This window comes from Acaryochloris sp. CCMEE 5410, assembly GCF_000238775.2.
In the GTDB taxonomy this organism is placed as follows: domain Bacteria; phylum Cyanobacteriota; class Cyanobacteriia; order Thermosynechococcales; family Thermosynechococcaceae; genus Acaryochloris.
Genome location: NZ_AFEJ02000001.1, coordinates 1,081,479 through 1,101,129, shown reverse-complemented (window position 1 = coordinate 1,101,129; position 19,651 = coordinate 1,081,479). Strand labels below are relative to the sequence as shown.

The window sequence follows — 19,651 nt, the reverse complement described above, 5'->3', positions numbered from 1 at the left end:
GGGGATTGGTTATTTATTTGCCCAAGTTCAAGATATTAGTGAACGAAAAGCAGCTGAAAAAGAGCGTATCCTCACTCAATTTGCATCTGAGAATACGGCGACTAGTATTTTTTGGATTAACCGGACAGGCAGTCTGATCAATGTCAATCGTTCGGCCTGTGCAGCCTTAAGCTATCCCCCGGATGAGCTGAAGCAGATGTTTATTTGGGATATCGACCCCCTTTTCCCAACCGAGATCTGGTCAAACTATTGGGAAAAACTCAGTCTCAATGGATACGAACGATTTGAATCCCTTTTTAAAGCGAAAGATGGCTCGACGTTCCCCGTAGAAATAATGGGTAACTATCTGGAATATGAAGGGGAGGGGTACATATTCGCAGAAGTGCAAGATATTAGCGATCGCAAAGCGGCTGAAAAAGTATTGCAATTTACCCAATATTCCGTTGATAACGCTGCCGACTGTATCTTTTGGATCAAACCCGATGGCGGTTTTGCCTATGCCAATCATGCGGCGTCTCGGATGCATGGGTATTCCATTGATGACCTTATGTTAATGTCCGTCTTTGATGTGAATCCCACGATCTCGTCAGAGTTTTGGCAACCCCATTGGCAAGCTGTGAAGGCACAAGGGAGTTTCAGCCTCGAGTCCTACCATCAAAATAGGGATGGACAGCTTTTCCCCGTGGAAGTGGTGGTGAATTACTTAGAGTTTGAAGGAGAAGAATATAACTTTGTTCGGGTGCGAGATATTAGCGATCGCAAGGCGGCTGAACAGGAATTAATCCTCAAACAAAATCACCTTGAAGCCCTCCTCAATAATATTCCTCATATTGCCTGGATTAAGGATGCAGAGAGTCGATTTATTGCCGTGAATGAGCCCTTGGCCCAAATGCTCAATACCTCGCCAGCCAGCATGGTGGGCAAAACCGACTTTGACTTTTCGCCTGCCGACATTGCCCAAGGTTACCAGCATGATGACCTACAGGTCCTCCATTCCGGAACCCGCAAAGTGGTTGAGGAAAAGACGCTGCGAGGAGACGGAAGCTGGGGATGGTTAGAAACGGCAAAGACACCATTCCGTGATCCCCAAGGACAGTTTGCTGGCACGGTCGGAATTGCAGTGGATATTAGCGATCGTAAATTAGCTGAGCAGGCTCTGATAGAACAGCAAACTCAACTCAAGGCGCTCCTGAATAACATTCCCCAGATGGCTTGGCTCAAGGATGCAAACAGCCACTTTATTGCGGTCAACGAGCCGTTTGCTCAGGCTTGCGGGTTGTCGGTCGGTGAAATTATGGGTCTGACGGATTATGATATTTGGCCACAGGATATGGCCCAAAGCTATCGAGAGGATGATTTCAAAGTGATGGCTTCTGGGCACCGCAAAAGGGTTGAAGAACCGTTTTCCCAAGCTGATGGGACAGTAGGCTGGCTAGAGACGACTAAAACGCCCTTTCAAGATGAGCAAGGGAGAATGGCAGGGACGGTTGGTATTGCCGCAGATATCACCGAGCGCAAGGCTGCAGAACAAGAACTCTATGAGTCTAAGCAGCTCTTGCAATTGGTGCTTGATACGATTCCACAAATGGTGTTTTGGAAGAACCGACAATCGGTTTATTTGGGATGTAACCAGGCGTTTGCTAAGGTGGCAGGATTGATTCACCCCAATGAAATTTCAGGGATGAGGGATGTAGATTTGCCCTGGAAACCCGAAGAAACAGCGTTCTATTTAGAGTGCGATCGCCGGGTGATGGCAACAGGCCAAGCAGAGCTGGGCATCATTGAATCCCAGTTGACAGCAGACAATGAAGAAACTTGGATAGAAACGAATAAATCTCCTCTTAAGGATGCAGAAGGCTACGTGATTGGTATCCTGGGCACTATTCAGGATATTACCCAGCTCAAAGAAGCGGAACAAACCCTCAAAAATATCAATGAAGAACTGGAAGCGCGGGTATCTGAACGGACAGCAGCCCTAGAGCAAATGATTTCTGCCCTAGCAGAGGCTAAAGAAATAGCAGATAGTGCCAACCAGGCCAAAAGTGAATTTTTGGCCAATATGAGCCATGAACTCAGAACTCCCCTAAACGGCATCCTTGGGTATGCCCAAATCCTCAACCGCTCCAACCAAATCTCGTCAAAAGATAAGCGGGGACTTGAAGTCATTCATCAATGTGGGTCGCATTTATTAACCCTCATTAACGACATCCTTGACTTATCCAAAATTGAAGCCCGCAAGTTAGAACTCAAGCCCCATCCAACCGATTTACTGACATTGCTATCCTCAGTGTTGGATATGTTCCACCTTAAAGCGACCCAGAAAGGCATTGAACTCCTGTTTCAACTGGATAATGATCTTCCCAAAGGGGTAGAGATAGACGAGAAGCGATTCCGGCAGGTGTTGATTAATTTGATGGGCAATGCCCTCAAGTTTACTGAAACAGGTAGTGTGATCTTCCAGATATTGCAGCTTGAGGCTAATGCAGGTCAAGCAACCCTCAGATTTGCAATTATTGATACAGGGGTTGGTATTGCCACCGAACAATTGTCTCGACTCTTTAAGGCGTTTGAGCAGGTTGGCGATCCACGCAATCATACCGAAGGTACCGGGTTAGGATTAGCGATTAGCCAACGGATTGTGCAACTCATGGGGGGAGACATACAAGTATCGAGCCAGCTGGGGGCGGGTAGTGAATTCTCCTTTTGTGTGACGGTTCCACTGGCCCAAGAGGGGGCTATGACAGTGACTGAATCTCCTTCCCAGCCAGTCGTGGGCTATTTAGGAGATCGTCGCACCCTATTAGTGGTGGATGATCGCTGGGAAAATCGAGCCGTCATTCAAAACCTGCTAGCCCAGCTTGAGTTTGAAATTGTAGAAGCCACGAATGGAGAAGAGGGGTTGGAAAAACTTCAGGTTTGTCAACCCGATGCGGTGATTCTAGATTTAGCGATGCCGGTGATGGATGGCTTTGAATTTCTACAGCACCTGCGCCATGATGCTGCTTTCACCTCTTTTAAAGGGATTCCAGTGATAGTTTCTTCGGCATCTGTTGGACCAACCGATCAGCAACTGGCGGTAGAGCGCGGGGGGGATACCTTCCTGACTAAACCGGTTGATGCCCAGGCATTATTTCGAGTGTTAGCTGAGCAATTGAATTTGGCCTGGGTGTATGAGGATCAATCTGGAGAACTTGAAACCCAGGTCATCTCTGAGTCTCAAATGGTGATGCCCGCATCACACATTCTGAAAACCTTGCTGACCTTTGCCCAAATGGATAATGTCGGTGATCTCAGGGAACACTTGGAACATTTGGTTGAAACAGATATTCAGTATCTCCCTTTCGCTGAACCTCTGCTGAAGTTAGCTAAACAGTATCGTACGGAAGAAATAGAAACCTTACTCCAGGAGTATTTGACCCAGGAGCAAACAGATGGAGAGTAGTACTGAAATTATGGTGGTGGATGATACCCCCGCCAATTTAGAGGTTATTTCTGAAACCTTGTCTTCTGCAGGTTATCGAGTTGCCGCTGCTATTAGTGGGGAACGGGCCCTCAAACGCCTCCATACTCATCCTCCTGCCCTTATCCTTTTGGATATCCAAATGCCAGTGATGGATGGGTTTGAAGTCTGTCAACAAATCAAAGCCAATGCAGCAACGGCCAACATTCCCATCATCTTTATTACGGCTCGCTCAGATACCCAAAGCATTCTCCATGGCTTTGAGATGGGTGCCGTTGATTACATCAGCAAACCGTTTCAAGAAGCTGAACTCTTAGCTCGCGTTAGAACGCATTTGCAGCTTTGCCATGTCAGTCAACTCTATGATGTGGAGCGCGAAAAAGCAGAGCAACTTCAGCAGCTCAATCAGCAACTGTCCCTTACCCAATTCTCGGTGGATCATTCTGTAGATGGCATTCTCTGGTTCAATCCAGATTCGAGTATCGCCTATGCCAATGGGGCAATCTGTGAATTGCTAGGATACGCCTTAGAAGAGTTATTGCAACTATCTAGTACAGACCTAAACGCTACGGGCCATGATTCTGAATGGAACGACTTTCAACAAAAGGTTAGAGAACAACAACGTTTAAGGTTTGAAGCTCAGTTACTCACTAAGGAAGGGCAAGAGCTGCCTGTGGAGATTGCCCTTAATTATCTTCAATTCTCTAGTCGTGAATATTATGTGGTGCATTGTCGCGATATTCGCGATCGCAAAGCAGCAGAAGCAAAGCTGCGACAACTCAATACTGAACTAGACCAACGGGTTCAAGACCGTACTCAAGAACTCTCGCACACCCTAGAAACCCTGAAATCGGCTCAAGCGAGTCTAGTTGAATCCGAAAAAATGGCTGCTTTAGGGGCGCTTGTGGCCGGGGTCGCCCATGAAATAAACACGCCGATTGGCAATACCATCACGGTAGCGTCCACCCTTGCCGATGAAAGTGCAGTCTTTGTGAACGCAGCAGAAACAGGACAACTCAAGCGGTCAACCCTCAACCATTACCTTGATGTGGTCAGTCGATGCACAAAGTTAATTAATAGCAATCTGGGCCGAGCCGGAGACTTGATTCAAAGCTTCAAACAAGTTGCAGTGGATCAGTCCCATCGTGAACTGCGGACGTTTAATCTGAAAGACTATGTGGGAGAAGTGGTAACCAGCTTAGAACCCCAGGCAAGACGGTCAGGACTCACCTTAGACTTGGCAGGGGATGATTCCATTGTCCTCACTCATGATCCAGGGGTGTTTGCTCAAGTAATTACAAATCTAGTCACGAATTCCATCAAACATGCATATCAGCCTGGAGAGGTTGGACAACTCCAGATTCATTTGGAACAGCAGAACGATCAGGTCCTGTTGACCTATCGTGATGATGGCTGCGGGATTTCTACTGAAAATTTGTCCAAGGTTTATGAACCCTTTTTTACGACTGCCCGCAATCGGGGAGGTACGGGATTAGGACTCAATATTGTCTATAACATTGTCACTCAATCTCTAAAAGGCACCATTAAGATTGATAGTCAGCTTGGACAAGGAACAACCTTTACAGTTGCGCTTCCCTACGCGTCCTAGATTGACTCACCCCAATGGTTAAAGGGCTAAATCTGAGGCAACCTCTTTATGGCTGTGGTCCAATATCGAGTTTTGTAAAGGTTACAGCGATCAAACGTTACCGTTCGATTTAGAATTTACTGGATCAGTCTTCATAAAGGGCAGCTATGGCATATCGAATGGACCGCCGCGCCTATGCGGAAACCTATGGCCCTACGGTGGGCGATCGCATTCGCCTGGCTGATACTGAGCTGATTATTGAAGTCGAGCAAGACCATACCACCTATGGGGATGAGGTCAAGTTTGGTGGCGGTAAAGTGATTCGCGATGGCATGGGCCAATCACCAATTACCAATGCCGATGGTGCGGTGGATACGGTGATTACCAACGCCCTGATTTTGGACTGGTGGGGTATCGTCAAGGCGGATATCGGCATTAAAGACGGCAAGATTGTGGCCATTGGCAAGGCGGGTAACCCCTATATCCAAGACAAGATTGATATTGTGATCGGTCCAGGTACAGAGGCAATCGCCGGGGAGGGGATGATTTTGACGGCGGGAGGGATTGACTCCCACATTCACTTTATTTGTCCCCAACAAATTGAAGTTGCGATCGCATCCGGTGTTACGACCATGCTCGGTGGTGGCACAGGACCTGCGGCAGGCACCAACGCCACCACCTGCACCCCTGGCCCCTGGAATATCTATCGGATGCTGCAATCTGCCGACGCCTTTCCTATGAACTTAGGCTTTTTAGGCAAAGGCAACTCCAGCCAGCCTGCTGCTTTAGTGGAGCAGGTCAAAGCAGGAGCCATGGGCCTGAAGCTGCATGAAGACTGGGGTACCACCCCTGCTGCTATAGATACCTGCTTGAGCGTTGCCGACGAATTTGATGTCCAGGTGGCGATTCACACGGACACCTTAAATGAAGCAGGCTTCGTCGAGAATACCATTGCAGCTTTTAAAAACCGTGTGATTCACACCTATCACACGGAAGGGGCTGGGGGTGGCCATGCCCCGGATATTATCAAAGTCTGTGGAGAAGCCAATGTCCTTCCGTCCTCCACGAATCCGACCCGGCCCTACACCGTCAATACCCTAGATGAGCACTTGGATATGCTGATGGTGTGCCACCACCTCGATGCAGGTATTCCTGAGGATGTGGCGTTTGCTGAATCTAGAATTCGTCGAGAAACCATCGCTGCTGAAGATATCCTCCATGACCTGGGGGCGTTTAGTATGATTGCCTCGGATTCCCAGGCCATGGGCCGGGTAGGTGAGGTGATTATTCGTACCTGGCAGACGGGTCACAAAATGAAAGTACAGCGGGGGCCACTTTCGGAAGATTGCGATCGCAATGATAATCATCGAGCGAAGCGCTATGTCGCTAAGTACACGATTAATCCTGCCATCACCCACGGCATTGCCGACCATGTCGGTTCGGTGGAGGTGGGTAAACTGGCTGATCTCTGTTTGTGGAAGCCTGCCATGTTCGGTGTTAAACCGGAAATGGTGATTAAGGGCGGCTTTATTGCCTGGTCCCAAATGGGGGATGCTAATGCCAGTATTCCCACACCGCAACCAGTGCATATGCGACCCATGTTTGGTGGATTCGGGGGTGCGATCGCAGCCACATCACTCACCTTTGTCTCCCAAGCGGCAATGGAAAAAGGTGTGCCTGACCAGATTGGCTTGCAGAAACATGTCGTTGCCATCTCCAATACCCGCAATCTCAGTAAGGCGGATATGAAGTTAAATGATGCATTGCCGAAAATTGAGGTGGATTCAGAAACCTATGAAGTCAGAGCCGATGGTGAGCTTCTAACCTGTGAGCCTGCAACGGTTTTGCCGATGGCTCAGCGGTATTTTCTGTTTTAGGCAGTTATTTCAAGAGAATTTCAAAGCCCTCTTGTGCAAAGTGCTTATCATGAGTGAGTATTTGCATGATTCCTTGTCGCTTCATTGTCTGCATAGAGATGCAATCTGTCAGACTGTAACCTTTGTCTAGCCGTTGGGCATACAGACTCAACCCATCTAAGAAAGAATCACGAGTTTGAGCCATAACCTGAACCTGACGACTATTCAAAATATTCTGCACTTGATTCGGCCACGCCATTACGCATATAGGCATTAGAGGTAGAGAAAAAGTTGAGAAACTCAATCAAGACCTCATCCGTTGTGACCAAATGTTGTTGAAATAACTTAGGGCTTAAAGCTTTAACCTGCTGATGCCACTGATCGCGAGGGTTGATTAAAGCTGTCCAGTAAAACGTATCCGCGAAAATAAGCTGCATCAGGGCCGTTTAGGCGTTCCATAGATGTAGTGGTCGTGTTGCTCAGCGCCATCTGTCGGCAGCTGATCTAGGACGTCCTCAGGGATGTTCTCAGTAAAGCTGGAAAAGCTATCCCAAATAAGGGATGTACTATTGGTCTCTTTTGCTTCATGGGCAGTTTGCACTGCACTGTTATGAGGTAGAGGCTGCTCAGTTGCTTGTTTCGACTTTGTGAAGAGTAAGAAATTTAAGACCTCTTCCAAGAGTTCCTCGGGTGCCTGCTCAACTTCACGAAGGAGTCGCTCTTTTGCCGTCATAGATTCGTTGGATCCAAGTGGTGTTTAAATAATAACAATCACGAGCGCTATGGAGCAGCTGATTTTGTGATCGGCCATGGGATTGCCGATCATGAGAATTAGGGGCTGAGATAACCTCATCTAACTCCCCAAATAGGAACAGGTGGCATTTATTCTGAATCCGTTTCTTCACTGAACTGTTCTAAAAATGCGATCGCAGCCTTACCCCATAGACTCTCTTCGGTAAAATGCTCTCCCGCTTTAATCAGCGCCGCTTTGCCACCACTCCGCCAGCGTTTAGGATTGAGTAAACCTCGCCAAATTGCTTGCCAACGTTGAGGCTGATCTTGCTGGATCTGTTTGATTTCTGTTTGGAGGAGGTCGGTTACTCCGGCTTGGGATACATGGGGATGCTGCTGATAGAGATCTTGCAACAACTGCGCCATATCTGACACAGCTTGCGTCTGCTCAGAGGAATTAGCGTTCACCACCATATCACCTTCGACATTACCGACTGGATAATTAACCGGAGCATTGAAGGTCATTTGCACTTTAGGAGTATTGTTCTCGGGCATCTTTTTTTGAGGTTGGGTTGAACGACAGAGATTTGAGATTGCTAACACGGCCATTGTTCGAACAATTGCTTCTGGATCTTGACGAGCCGCTATTCCTAACGCTGTTATGGCTGCTGCATTATCTTGATCAATCTCACCTAATGCTTGGGCAGCGTAGCAACGAATCAACGGTGAAGTATCAGTCAGTAAAACCTCACACAAGATTTCTATAGCCGTATCTTGAACAGTCATTTTAGATTTAGGCTGACTGGCGTCCTAAATCTTTCAGCTTCTCTACGGCTTTGAGACGAATCGAGGCATCCGCTGATTGTAAATCCTCAACAATAGGAGAAAATATTGCTGCTAAGGCTGGTTCACTGACTGCGTTCTCTTTTGTAGAACGAAATCGTTCTAGCAACTCAGTACAGATTTTAGATAACTGTTGATCTGATGGAATCTGAATTAATAAGCAGTGCTGTGCCTTATCTTGTATTTGCTGCACATCTGCGATCAATTGCTGTTGTTGCATAACATCCGCTACATAGATTGTGGCTGGGGTAGCATGAACTTCAACTGTGGGATTTCCAGCGTCTGCTGCTGTTTGTAACCGTAACAGCATTTCAATCACTTCAATCTGGCTACTTTGTGCTTGCGTCGCAGAAGGAAGAGCGAAATTTAGAGACTGAGATAGTGAACGCAAAACCACATTCTCAAGGGAGGTTTGCAACACTTGAGCTTGGATTGATAACTGCTGCTCTAGCTCGTCAGGGATTTCAATTGTTAGTGTTTTTGTCATACTGTATCTTCCTTGCTTAAGGATGAGTGAATAACTTGATTCCCACTAACATGGCCAGCTATACCATAAGCATTTTTAACATTAATGTTGATAGCGCTTATTCCCCAACAAGTAGAAAATATTTCTAAAGGGAATTCTTTAGCGAGCTGGTAGAAATTATTGTGATAAAAATTACACTGCTTCTGAATGGATTGAAGCTCTTCCACTATGTTATATATTTCTTCTGAATCTTTAACTTGAAATAAGTGATTTCTAATAATTTTTATAGCTGTTGAGTACATAAATTCACTATTATTACATTCCTTCAATAATCGAATGGCTTCACACCGAGCGGCATGTCCCTTTGTCTGCAATTTTTGAATTAAGATGTCTTCGTCTATCTGGCTGTCTAGAGACAGTGACTTTTGATATGTTTTATCGTTATGTTTACCTGTTGTTCTCTTTATCCGCCAGCGAATTCTGTCCCAAGGTGGTAGAGACCGAATGTTAGCAGGTAGTTCTTCAAATCTATCTATTGCATTTTTAATTTTAGAACGAATAAAAGGATTATCTTCAGTAGTTAATGATGCTTCTAGGAGTGGCAGTACTGATTTATCCCCTGAGTGTTGCAATGCTTCAACTGCAATTGTGCGCATGACTGGATCGCTATTGTGAAGCAATACATTGTTTGAGTGGGAAATCGCAACTTTATATCCAGTATTTGTTCCACTGATATATCTTAGTGCCTCCATTGCCGCATAACGAACCTTGACATGGTAATCCTGAAAAGCTTCAACGATTGTTGGTATTACTTCTTCGCTAGGTATTTGGGCCATTGCATCCATCACCCGCCGTCGGTTCTCCCATTCAGGATCTGAGTAGGCTGCCTCTAGAAAAGGGATGGCCGTTTTGGAATATGAGCTTCCCAAAGCATCAATGATATTGTTGCGAACATAAGCAGACTGATGAGTTATGGCTGCACCTAAAGCTGAAATAGCTGCCGTACTATTCAGTTCTCGAGCTATCTCACCCAAAATGGTCGCAGCCCTACCAGCTATGTCTCCTTCAGGATCATCAAGAAAATGCACTAGTATTGGAATTGTAGCTGGGAGCATGTCACCTTTGCATTCCAATTAAGCCATTGAGGTAAGCACACCGATGTGCCAGCACTTGCGGGACATTACTTTCATTCCACTGCGCCCCTGAAATTTTGACTCTGCGACTAATCTGCTTGATAGCAGATTCAACAGCCCCAGACCCAATAGAGCAGATTTGCTCACTCTGGTAATAGTCATAATTGACGATCCGATGCCGATGTTTGCGAACATAGTTGCAAAAGACTTGGGCCTGCTTTTTCTTCAATGACTCAAATAGAGCCAAGGTTTCATCAACCTTCCCCTGCCATAAGAGCTGCTCAGCCTGGTGCAGACGTTTGAGGGACCCACCGACCTTATGAAGATTTTCCACCAGATGGTACCAGTCCAGAATCTCTCGCCGTTGCTCAGGTATGCTCAGCTGACGAATGATATTCCAAATGCCATCATGACCATCCCCTAAACAAGTCAGTGGAGAGGCTAACGGTTGCTGGTGAGTCCAGTCAATGAGCCGGGCATTATTGTGATAATCCGCGATGAGTCCCACATGCGTTGCCAGGGTTTTATAGTCTTTCCACTGACAAGGGTGTCCTAAAGGGGTGCGGATGCGCACTTTGCCACCATCTACACTCACTTCGGTTAAAGCTTCATGAGCCTGGGGGTAGGAAACCGTTGTTGATGCACCAATCGCTGCTGGGTTTGGCTGGTACCTGAATCCCAGTTAAATAAGCCACATCTTTAGCAGTTTGAGCATAGGAGACATTGGCACTGATGCGCAAGCAACAATTCTCTAAATGAGGACTGATTTGACGATAGGGGAAACGGCTAGATGCTGTGCCTGTTGAGTTGTAATGCTTAGAACGCCCAAGGTGCTTTTCAGGCGTCGGTTGCGGCCTGCTGCTGTGCCAGTAGCTGTGCGGATAAAAATGACCGAGTTCGGGACTGACATGGGTCTGAATTTGCTGACGCACCGTCATCTCAATACCTTCTAGCGTCTTCAGGTTCTCTGGATCGCTTTCTTCGTACAGTAATTGGGCTATCGCATCAAGATGGACTTTGAGTTGAGCTGCTTTTTCGGAGTTCATTGATGAAGACTTCTGGGCAACACTTGTATCCTGAACGATTTCAAAACAATCTGCAAAGGTGACATGCTCCCATTGTAGCTTCACTCTGAATTTCATATAGGGCAGCTACAATTGCATCTCGAACGTAGAAATCATCACTCTGAAACCACGGACGCAAATATTGAATAGCTAATTCTGAACTAGTTAGGCCTAATAGATATATAGTTAGGCACGGTGATAGCTCTCTGCTAGTCATCCATTCTAAAATTCTTGGTTGAACTTGCTTGGGAGAGGCTCCAGCTAATCTTGCTGCTAATGCCAAATCTACATTGAATGCTAGTTTTACAAGCCTTATTGATTGCTTATGAGTTTCTAAAAAACTCATCATTAACAAGATTGGCTCTGTCCACTTTAGATAGTTTAGATAGTGGCTCTGCAGGTGTTCTTTACTGAGATGATGAAGCTGATTAAAAAGATACTCGGCAGCATAATATTCTTGTAGCAATTGATGCTTGAACTCAATTCGATCCCCATTTGTTTGTAGTAAGTGGTACTTGAGTAAATCATCTAAATGATACAGAGCAGATTGTTCTGGATAAGGAGTTTTTCCTTTGAAAAAACTAGTGAGCGCTGATTGTGCCTTAGTTCTGGGTATTGTGATGTAAAACTCTGTTGGTTTATTTATTGGGTCACTGCCCTGCATCATGATGAAGGCTAGATACTGAAGAGTTGATGACCATAATCGCCGCTCCGAATCAGTTTGAACATCTTGCTTGAGATTGTTCTCATAAATTTGAGTAAAGTGGCGGAAAATCAAGCCCAAGTTAGAAGGGATGGTTTCTGTTTGTCGAAACAATTCGCACAACATCCATAACAAGAGTGGTGTCTGACCGAAGTCCTGTAGCCTATTGTCCAATTGTTTAATTAACTGTTCACCTTGTTCGGGTAAATAGGCTCTAATAAATTGCCGCATCTGTGATTTTGAAAGAGGTAGCATCCTTAATTTTGTAACCACACCAGGAAGGTCTCCTCTACTCCCTATCTCTCTCGTGGTTACGACTATGGGAAGCCGGGGGTAATCTTGACAAAACTTACAAAGGTTATTCCAGGATGATTCAGATGGAAGTTCATTCAATCCATCTATCAATAGCAAGAATTTTCGTTCAAATAGCAGTTTTTCTAATTGGGTGGGGTCAAGTGAGAGGCTATGACTTTTGAAGAAGTCACGAATGAGATCAAAGATAGATGTTTGGTAATAACGCAGTTCTACCAAAACTGGAATGATAGGTTGGGCCTTTTCCCCCTCTCCCTGAAAAATTAATTTTTGTGGTTCCTCTTGTAGAAGCTGTGATGATGTTCCTAAAGTCGAAAGTGCTATCTCGGCTTTTTCTAAAAGTAGTCTCTTTAATGCTGTTGATTTTCCAGAGCCTGGTTTTCCCTGAAGTATGACAAGGCCTAAAGTGTATTTCTCTAAGCCTTCTAGAACGTTTAATTGCTCAGTATTATGTTTGGTATCGTTCAAGTTCACTGAGGGATCTGGTTTCAGCGTATGTACCATTAATCCGAACTCGAACGGAGAGCCGATGGAACCTTTCTTCGCTTTGGGTAAGATTGCTGTGTCGGTGATTGTGTAAAGTTTCCACCAGTCTTCATAGTCATCAACAAGAGATTGTAGATAACTTGAGAAATCAGGCCTATAACTAGGTTGCATGCTGGCAACAAACTGGAAGTATTATCTCCAATTCTACTTGGTAGCTTCAGAAGTTGAGTTTGCAATAGTGCTGGTGTAAGTGATGAGCTTTTCTGTTGAGCGCTGTATGAGCATTTAGATAAAATAAAACTGTTATTTCAGCTATTTTGGTTGCTCAGTTTGTGTTTGCTGGTGAAAAACAATCAAATATAGCCCCCAATTGATACTCTCTGGCACTAGCGGTCAGCATGTTAAATTCATGAGTATGGATACTCTTATTGTTTCAGTGCCACCTTCTACCCAACTGACCGATCGGCAGTTCTATGACTTGTGTCTAGCGAATCCTGATCTAAAAATTGAACGAACTGCCCAGGGAGAACTCATCTTTATGCCGCCCACAGGAGGGGAAACGGGAAAGCGGAACGCTACATTGACCAGTCGGTTTGTCATATGGAACGAGAGCGCTAACTTGGGAGAAGTATTTGACTCTTCTACTTGCTTCAAACTACCCAACGGTGCAAATCGCTCTCCCGATGTCGCCTGGGTGTGTCAAGAGCGATGGAATGCCCTTTCTCCAGAAGCGCGAGAACAGTTTCCTCCCATTTCACCTGACTTTGTTCTAGAGCTGATGTCTCCTTCAGATACTTTGACGGTTACCCAAGCCAAAATGCATGAGTATATCGATAATGGTGTGCGTTTAGGCTGGCTAATCAATCGTCAACAAAGCTTTGTAGAAGTCTATCGTCCTCATCAACCCGTTAGTCGATTAGATTCGCCTCAAACTTTATCTGAAGAGGAAGTCCTACCTGGGTTTACCTTAGACCTATCTGCTATTTGGAGATAGGGCTGAGTACTGCAGTTAAACCTTGTGGATGCTTTTTGAGCTTCGCTCTATTGCCACATCTTGAGTTTCTAACCAACCATCAATCACGGGGTAAAAACTCTTTGGCAAAGTTGGAAACCTCTTTTAGCGGCATGGGGTTAGCACAGTAAAAACCTTGTAAGAGGTGAACCTTGAGTTGTTTCATGACTTCGATATCCTCAGGCTTCTCAATCCCTTCACCAATCACCGTAATCTTGAAACTACTGGCCATTTCCACCATGGCGGATAGAACATTTTGCATGCGCTGGTCTTGAGTTGCACCCGCGACTAGGGATCGATCAAACTTGAGGAGATCGACTGGAAGCGTCATTACGGAACGCAAAGAGGAATACCCCGCGCCAAAATCGTCAATCGCGACCCGAACCCCCAGGGTATGGAGTCGATCAATTTGGAACCTGGCTTTAGATTCAGCTTCAATCAGCCCCCGTTCAGTAATTTCTAGAATCAGTTTGGCTGGATCAATTTGTTCTGTAAAAACGAGGTTCTCCAGATAATCAACAACCAGACCTTCTACTAAATCCTGTGATTCGACATTAACTGTGATACAAGTCTCTTTTAGTGCTGGAATCTTTTTCCACTTTTCTAGAGATTTCTGGGCTTGGTTGACCATGAGTCTGGCAATATCGCTAGTGAGGCCAATATTGGCTGCAATGCTAATAAACAAATCAGGAGGAATATTTTTTTGATCTAGCTTCCAGCGGGCCAATAGCTCAACCTTGGCGATGGTGCCGGTCTGATAGTTAATGATCGGTTGTCCCCAAGCTACGATCTTGTTCTCTGCAACGGCCTGTCTGAGGCTGCTTTCTAAACCCAGGCGTTCTTGAGCATCTTGGCGTAACGATTGGTCATAGTAAATGACCCGCCGCCGCCCCGCCTCTTTGGCACGATACATGGCTTGGTCAGCGTCTCTGATCAGCTGTTCTAGATTGGCGATATCTCCGCTGGTTGTAGCAGTACCAATACTGGCTGAAATATAGGCTTGGCCTGAGGTTAATGTAAAGGGTTGCTCTAGGGTGTGCAGGATCGTATCTGCGATCGCAAGTAAGTCTCGCAACGGACATCCCGGCAATACCAGAAAAAATTCATCTCCCCCCAACCGAGCTAATAAATGGGACCGATGCTGGATAACATCCAGAACCCGTTGACCCACTTGTTCGAGCAGCTCGTCCCCCATCGTATGACCCAGGCGATCATTGACCTCCTTAAATCGATCGAGATCCACAAACATCGCTGCTAAAGGTCCAGGAGGAAGCTCAGAGAACTGTTCCTCAATCCCCACACGATTGAGCAATCCCGTGAGGCCATCGTAGCGAGCTTGGTAGGTGAGAGTGGTGCGTAACTTCACCTCATTCATCCGAACTTGTCGAGCTGAGTCTAACGCTTTGATCGCTGGGATCAGAAAGAAAATGGTACCGATGCTAATTTGCCATTGACGCGTGGCAGCCATCATCACAATCGCCGTTGCCAGAATTGCTTGAATAAAATAGTCATTGCCAACGGTCACCATAATGGTCTGTGCTGATAAGGCAATGGCCCATAAGGTCGTCAATGTCCAAAAAAACTCTCCGCCTTGAATAAAGGCTGGCCAATTGGTTAAGGCAATTCCACAGATCCAAATGCCTCGACTGGCGCTAATCATATTGACTAAAATTGGGGTTTCGTAACGATCTCGCCAGTTACTCAGAAGCCGACCAGAATGGGCCAAAAATGTGATGCCGATCCAGACTGCATAGCCACTCATCCAAGCGATGAATAGATTTGAGTCGACTTGAGGCCAGACAGCAACCGTAAAGGCCATCATCATGGCCAACGAGCCTTGAACAATGCGCCACCGTTCACTCACCAATCTCCGATCCACATCTCGTTGGAGAGCGGTTTGAATCGTGTGGAGATGTGGCTGATGGGAATTACTCAAACTTTTATTGCAGCAATGCTACCCAACTCCATTGTGTCGAAAGAAATATCTCATGTCAGTATTCTGCGTTGAAACTACCACTGAATTGAAAAGTCTGTAAACAGAGATAAGTGCCTAAAAGCAACAGTCTAAAGGATGCCCCCGCAAGAGAGAGTTCATTACAAGCCATTATGCCCACGTTAATTCGTGGATGTTTTATCCAATCGTTAAAATAATCTTTTATCAAAAATAATGTAGGCATTTCAGCCCAGAGAGCCAGCTTCACCAGCATCATTCAGCTCCAACGTGAGGTTTTATTTAGACCTTGAAGAAATTTGAAAAATTGCATCCATGGGTTTGGGATTTGGTCTGATCACCATTATTAATTGATGAAATAGACTGTTTATGAATGATTGAGTTGATCAGAATAGATTTGGAAGTATGCTAATAGAAATGGTGCAAACACGTTCTTCCTATGGGCATCGAATACTCCGTCCATATCCCTAGTGAATTTATTAGCTCAAATGTCTGCCAGCTTCTCCCTGACTGGCTAGTTCCTGTTCTATCTGTCTTAATTGTGTTTCAACACTGCCCGGTCCTCCTAGTAGAGAAAACAGCAGAAACAGAATTTCATAAACAACAACTTCGAGCCCAATTTGTTCAAATGGGGAGGTTGATTGTGTTGTCGTTGCAACACCTGGGATATCGAGCTGAGATATTTGATCCCCGTACCGGCTATCCCATTCTTTCCCAGCCAGGACCATTACGGCTAGATGACGTTGCTGTTGTGCAAACGAGTTTGGGATATCCTCTAACCGAAACGGGAGGATGTTGGATCGTCGAGCATCCCCATTGGGGCAATGCCGTGTTCCCCTCCGTGTTGTTATCGTCCGCATCCCCGGACGTCACCCAAGCCGTAGTAGAAAAAGTCCTAGCCTCTTATACCTGCTGACCCAGGAGTTGTAGCCGATACAAGCTCGCGTAGAGGCCATCCTGCTCCATCAGTTGATCATGGCTACCGGACTCCGCCAAATGCCCTCGATTCAGAACCAGAATGCGATCAACATTGCGAATGGTCGATAAGCGGTGGGCGATGATAATGGCAGTTCGCCCCTCAAGCAAACGTTCCAATGCCTCTTGAATCACTGCCTCTGTACCTACATCTAAGCTAGCTGTCGCTTCGTCTAATACTAAGATTCGTGGATTCCGAATCGCAGCCCTAGCAAAGGCCAAAAGCTGTTTTTGGCCCCCCGATAGATTTGTCCCCCGTTCTCTCAGAATCGTATCGTAACCATCCGGCAAGGCTTCAATAAACTGGGCCACATTCATTTGCTCAGCTGCTGCCTTGACTGCTTCTAGGGAATACTCCTCGCCCAGGGAGATATTGCTTTTCACGTCCCCAGCAAAAATAAATCCGTCTTGAAGAATGACCCCCACATGGCGTCGCAACTCTGCCTGGGGTAAATCTCGCACATCCACCCCATCCACGAGGATTTGACCTTTAGAGATTTCATATAACCGACATAACAAACGAATGATGGAGCTTTTTCCCGCCCCTGTCGGCCCCACAATCGCGACTTTCTCGCCGGGATGGATACAAAAATCTAAGTCTTTGAGCACCCAGTCTTCTTCTTTATAGGCAAAGGACACATCCGAAAATTTCACCTCCCCCAACGGCTGATGGTTGGAATGAACGGGCAAAATCTGGGGATGTTCCGGGTCTCGGATTTCGACGGGCTGGTTCATCAAATCATTGATCCGCTCCACCGCCGTCAGACCCGCTTGGATGGCTGTAAACTTCTCGGCCAACTGCTGCAACGGAAAAAATAACCGCTGAGAATACAAAATAAAGGTGGATAAGGTGCCCAGGGTGAGGGCTTCTCCCACCACCTGAACACCACCAATCCAAAGCACCCCTGCTACGGCAATAAAGGCAATCCATTCTAGGGTTGCGGAAACCGCAGAATCGTAGAAAATGGTGTGATCAATTGCGGTGACATAGCGCTGATTAATTTGGCGAAATAGATCAGCGTTGTAGGATTCGCGTCGGAACAATTGGACAATGCTAATGCCCATAATGTTCTCTTGCAGATTGGAATTAAGGGCTGATAATTCTTCTCTCGCTTTGTAATTGGCGCTCCGATAGCGATGTTGAAAAAAGATAATGAGTCCCGTAACCGGAATTAGCAATAACACCAGCATCAATGCTAATTGCCATTGCTGGAGAAACATAAAAAGCACAATGACGAGGATTGAGAATAAGTCGCTGACAATCCCCACCGCACCAGTTGAAAACACATCTCCCAGGGCTTCAACATCATTGGTTAAGCGGGTAATCAGCTGACCTACGGGAGTGCGGTCAAAGAAGCGAACCGCTAAAGACAAGACATGGGCAAATAAATCATTGCGAATATCCGCTGTTATCTCTTGCCCCACCTTTTGGACTAAATATCCTTGCACGGACTGCAGTCCAAACCGGATAACCACTGTGATCAGGAGTAAAACGGTTAGTAGGTTAATGGTTTCGGGTAGAGTTAATCCTTGGAGCAAGGCCGCAAATCCCTCAACCCAACTATTGATCAAGGACGGTAAGGAGAGACTACCTATCCCATTGAACAACCAGGCCACGGCATCATAGAGCTGGGATTCACTACGGATGGCTGAAATGGCTTGTCCGACTAGAATCGGCTGGAGTGCACCCGCTACGGATAAGGGAATCAAGAGACTAAATACCGTCAAAAGTTCCCGGCGATACCGTCGAGCATAGGGAACGACCCTAAGAATCAATCGCCAATCGCCTTGAGAACGGCGCTTAGATCCAGAGGAAGAGGGGGAATCTGAGGAAGAGGTCATACGTCACAGTGTAGGGCGCAATGTTACGAAGTTGCACAATCCTAGCGGTCTTCCAAACGATCCGAGCTGGCCTTAACCTGGTAGGGCTTTTTAGTTGCTAAGTTACAAGCAGAGACAACGATTGGAGCAGGGTAGTGTCTCTGAGGAAGAAAAAAATGAAAGTTGCCATTTTTAGTAGTAAACGGTACGACCAAGAATTTCTGCGGGCTGCTAATACGGAAAGCCACGAGCTGGTTTTTTATGAACCACGTCTAACGGCTGCTACAGCACCGCTTGCCAAGGATTTTCCTATTGTTTGTGTCTTTATTAACGATCAGTTGGATGCGGAAACCCTGGAGATTTTGGCAGATCAGGGGACCCAATTGGTGGCCCTGCGATCGGCAGGCTTTAATAATGTGGATGTAGCTAAGGCCACTGAACTGGGCATCACGGTTGTTCGGGTGCCTGCCTATTCGCCCTATTCCGTGGCAGAGCATGCTGTAGGCATGATTTTGATGCTCAATCGCAAGCTATATAGAGCCTATAACCGAGTTCGGGATGATAATTTCTCCCTGGAAGGGCTACTTGGGTTTGATCTCCATAACTGTTCGGTGGGGATAGTGGGAACAGGCAAAATAGGTCAATGTTTTGCCCAAATTATGAAAGGGTTTGGCTGCCAGCTATTGGCCTATGATCCCTATCCTAACCCCGCCTGTATTGAGCTGGGTGTGACTTATATGGCGATGGAAGATTTGCTAGCTCAATCCAAGATTGTTTCTTTGCATTGCCCGTTGATGCCCCAAACCCATCACATCATTAATGCCTCGACCTTAAAGGTATTGCAACCTGGCACGATGTTGATTAATACCAGTCGTGGTGGGCTGATTGATACCCCTGCTGTGATTGATGCGATTAAGTCGGGGCAAGTGGGATATTTAGGCATTGATGTCTACGAACAAGAGGAAAACCTATTTTTCGAAGATCTGTCCGATACGGTGATTCAGGACGATCACTTTCAACTCCTGCAATCCTTTCCCAATGTTTTGATCACGGCCCATCAGGCATTTTTCACTCGCAATGCCCTGGAGAATATTGCCAGCACTACCTTGAGCAATATTGGCGATTTTGCTGCAGGGCGTCCTTGCATTAATCAAGTCAAAATGACCTAGACCGGGGTATCCTAATCAACGGTTACTTCTATATTTCAGTGGCTATCAACTAGCGCTATCTAGATTTCATTCACTCTCAT

At 46.2% G+C, this 19,651-nt stretch carries 13 protein-coding genes and 2 pseudogenes; 6 read left to right on the top strand and 9 right to left on the bottom strand.

The window, feature by feature from the left end; all coding sequences use genetic code 11:
• The first annotated feature begins 4 nt into the window (after window positions 1-4).
• The 3 genes from ON05_RS04860 (at window position 5) to ureC (ending at window position 6,925) form a co-directional block, all read left to right on the top strand.
• Complete coding sequence (locus ON05_RS04860; RefSeq protein WP_316964586.1) at window positions 5-3,442, top strand: PAS domain S-box protein; 3,438 nt, start codon at window positions 5-7, stop codon at window positions 3,440-3,442.
• Window positions 3,432-5,069 carry a response regulator gene (locus ON05_RS04855; RefSeq protein WP_010481461.1) on the top strand — a complete coding sequence of 546 codons (1,638 nt, stop codon included), beginning with the start codon at window positions 3,432-3,434 and terminating at the stop codon, window positions 5,067-5,069. Before ON05_RS04860 ends, ON05_RS04855 begins: the two co-directional genes overlap by 11 nt.
• Window positions 5,070-5,215: 146 nt before the next feature.
• Entirely contained in the window at window positions 5,216-6,925 is a 1,710-nt protein-coding gene (gene ureC, locus ON05_RS04850; RefSeq protein WP_010481463.1) for an urease subunit alpha, read from the top strand.
• 4 nt (window positions 6,926-6,929) lie between these two features.
• Here the strand turns inward: ureC and ON05_RS38405 are convergent.
• The 7 genes and pseudogenes from ON05_RS38405 to ON05_RS04815 all read right to left on the bottom strand — a co-directional run bounded on the left by ON05_RS38405 (window position 6,930) and on the right by ON05_RS04815 (window position 12,814).
• Window positions 6,930-7,341, bottom strand: a pseudogene (locus ON05_RS38405) (type II toxin-antitoxin system VapC family toxin).
• Window positions 7,341-7,637 carry a hypothetical protein gene (locus tag ON05_RS04840; protein WP_010481465.1) on the bottom strand — a complete coding sequence of 99 codons (297 nt, stop codon included), beginning with the start codon at window positions 7,635-7,637 and terminating at the stop codon, window positions 7,341-7,343. The pseudogene ON05_RS38405 and the gene ON05_RS04840 overlap by 1 nt, the downstream one beginning before the upstream one ends.
• A 149-nt stretch (window positions 7,638-7,786) precedes the next feature.
• Window positions 7,787-8,422, bottom strand: a complete 636-nt coding sequence (locus tag ON05_RS04835) for a HEAT repeat domain-containing protein (RefSeq protein WP_010481467.1) — start codon at window positions 8,420-8,422, stop codon at window positions 7,787-7,789.
• Window positions 8,423-8,429: 7 nt separating this feature from the next.
• The gene (locus tag ON05_RS04830) at window positions 8,430-8,966 is read right to left on the bottom strand and encodes a hypothetical protein (RefSeq protein ID WP_010481469.1); all 537 of its coding nucleotides are present in this window, start codon (window positions 8,964-8,966) and stop codon (window positions 8,430-8,432) included.
• Window positions 8,963-10,060 carry a HEAT repeat domain-containing protein gene (locus ON05_RS04825; protein ID WP_010481471.1) on the bottom strand — a complete coding sequence of 366 codons (1,098 nt, stop codon included), beginning with the start codon at window positions 10,058-10,060 and terminating at the stop codon, window positions 8,963-8,965. The genes ON05_RS04830 and ON05_RS04825 overlap by 4 nt, the downstream gene beginning before the upstream one ends.
• 1 nt (window position 10,061) lies before the next feature.
• Window positions 10,062-11,124: pseudogene (locus tag ON05_RS04820) on the bottom strand (ISKra4 family transposase).
• Window positions 11,125-11,164: 40 nt separating this feature from the next.
• A complete protein-coding gene (locus ON05_RS04815; RefSeq protein WP_010481002.1) occupies window positions 11,165-12,814 on the bottom strand; it encodes an NACHT domain-containing NTPase in 1,650 nt (549 codons plus the stop codon).
• Window positions 12,815-13,058: 244 nt separating this feature from the next.
• Here ON05_RS04815 and ON05_RS04810 point away from each other — a divergent pair, with 244 nt between their 5' ends.
• A complete protein-coding gene (locus ON05_RS04810; protein ID WP_010481003.1) occupies window positions 13,059-13,637 on the top strand; it encodes a Uma2 family endonuclease in 579 nt (192 codons plus the stop codon).
• A 79-nt stretch (window positions 13,638-13,716) separates the two neighbouring features.
• On the opposite strand, the gene ON05_RS04805 is transcribed toward ON05_RS04810, so the two are convergent.
• On the bottom strand, window positions 13,717-15,591 hold the full coding sequence (locus ON05_RS04805; RefSeq protein WP_010481004.1) for a bifunctional diguanylate cyclase/phosphodiesterase: 1,875 nt from the start codon (window positions 15,589-15,591) through the stop codon (window positions 13,717-13,719).
• A 454-nt stretch (window positions 15,592-16,045) separates the two neighbouring features.
• On the opposite strand from ON05_RS04805, the gene ON05_RS04800 reads away from it, so the two are divergent.
• A complete protein-coding gene (locus ON05_RS04800; RefSeq protein ID WP_010481006.1) occupies window positions 16,046-16,522 on the top strand; it encodes a methylmalonic aciduria and homocystinuria type D protein in 477 nt (158 codons plus the stop codon).
• Here the strand turns inward: ON05_RS04800 and ON05_RS04795 are convergent.
• A complete protein-coding gene (locus ON05_RS04795; RefSeq protein ID WP_010481008.1) occupies window positions 16,510-18,423 on the bottom strand; it encodes an ABC transporter ATP-binding protein in 1,914 nt (637 codons plus the stop codon). The two genes, ON05_RS04800 and ON05_RS04795, sit on opposite strands and share 13 nt — an antisense overlap.
• 155 nt (window positions 18,424-18,578) lie before the next feature.
• On the opposite strand from ON05_RS04795, the gene ON05_RS04790 reads away from it, so the two are divergent.
• Window positions 18,579-19,571 (top strand): 2-hydroxyacid dehydrogenase, encoded by a 993-nt coding sequence (locus tag ON05_RS04790; protein ID WP_010481010.1) that lies wholly within the window; start codon window positions 18,579-18,581, stop codon window positions 19,569-19,571.
• Window positions 19,572-19,651 lie beyond the last annotated feature (80 nt).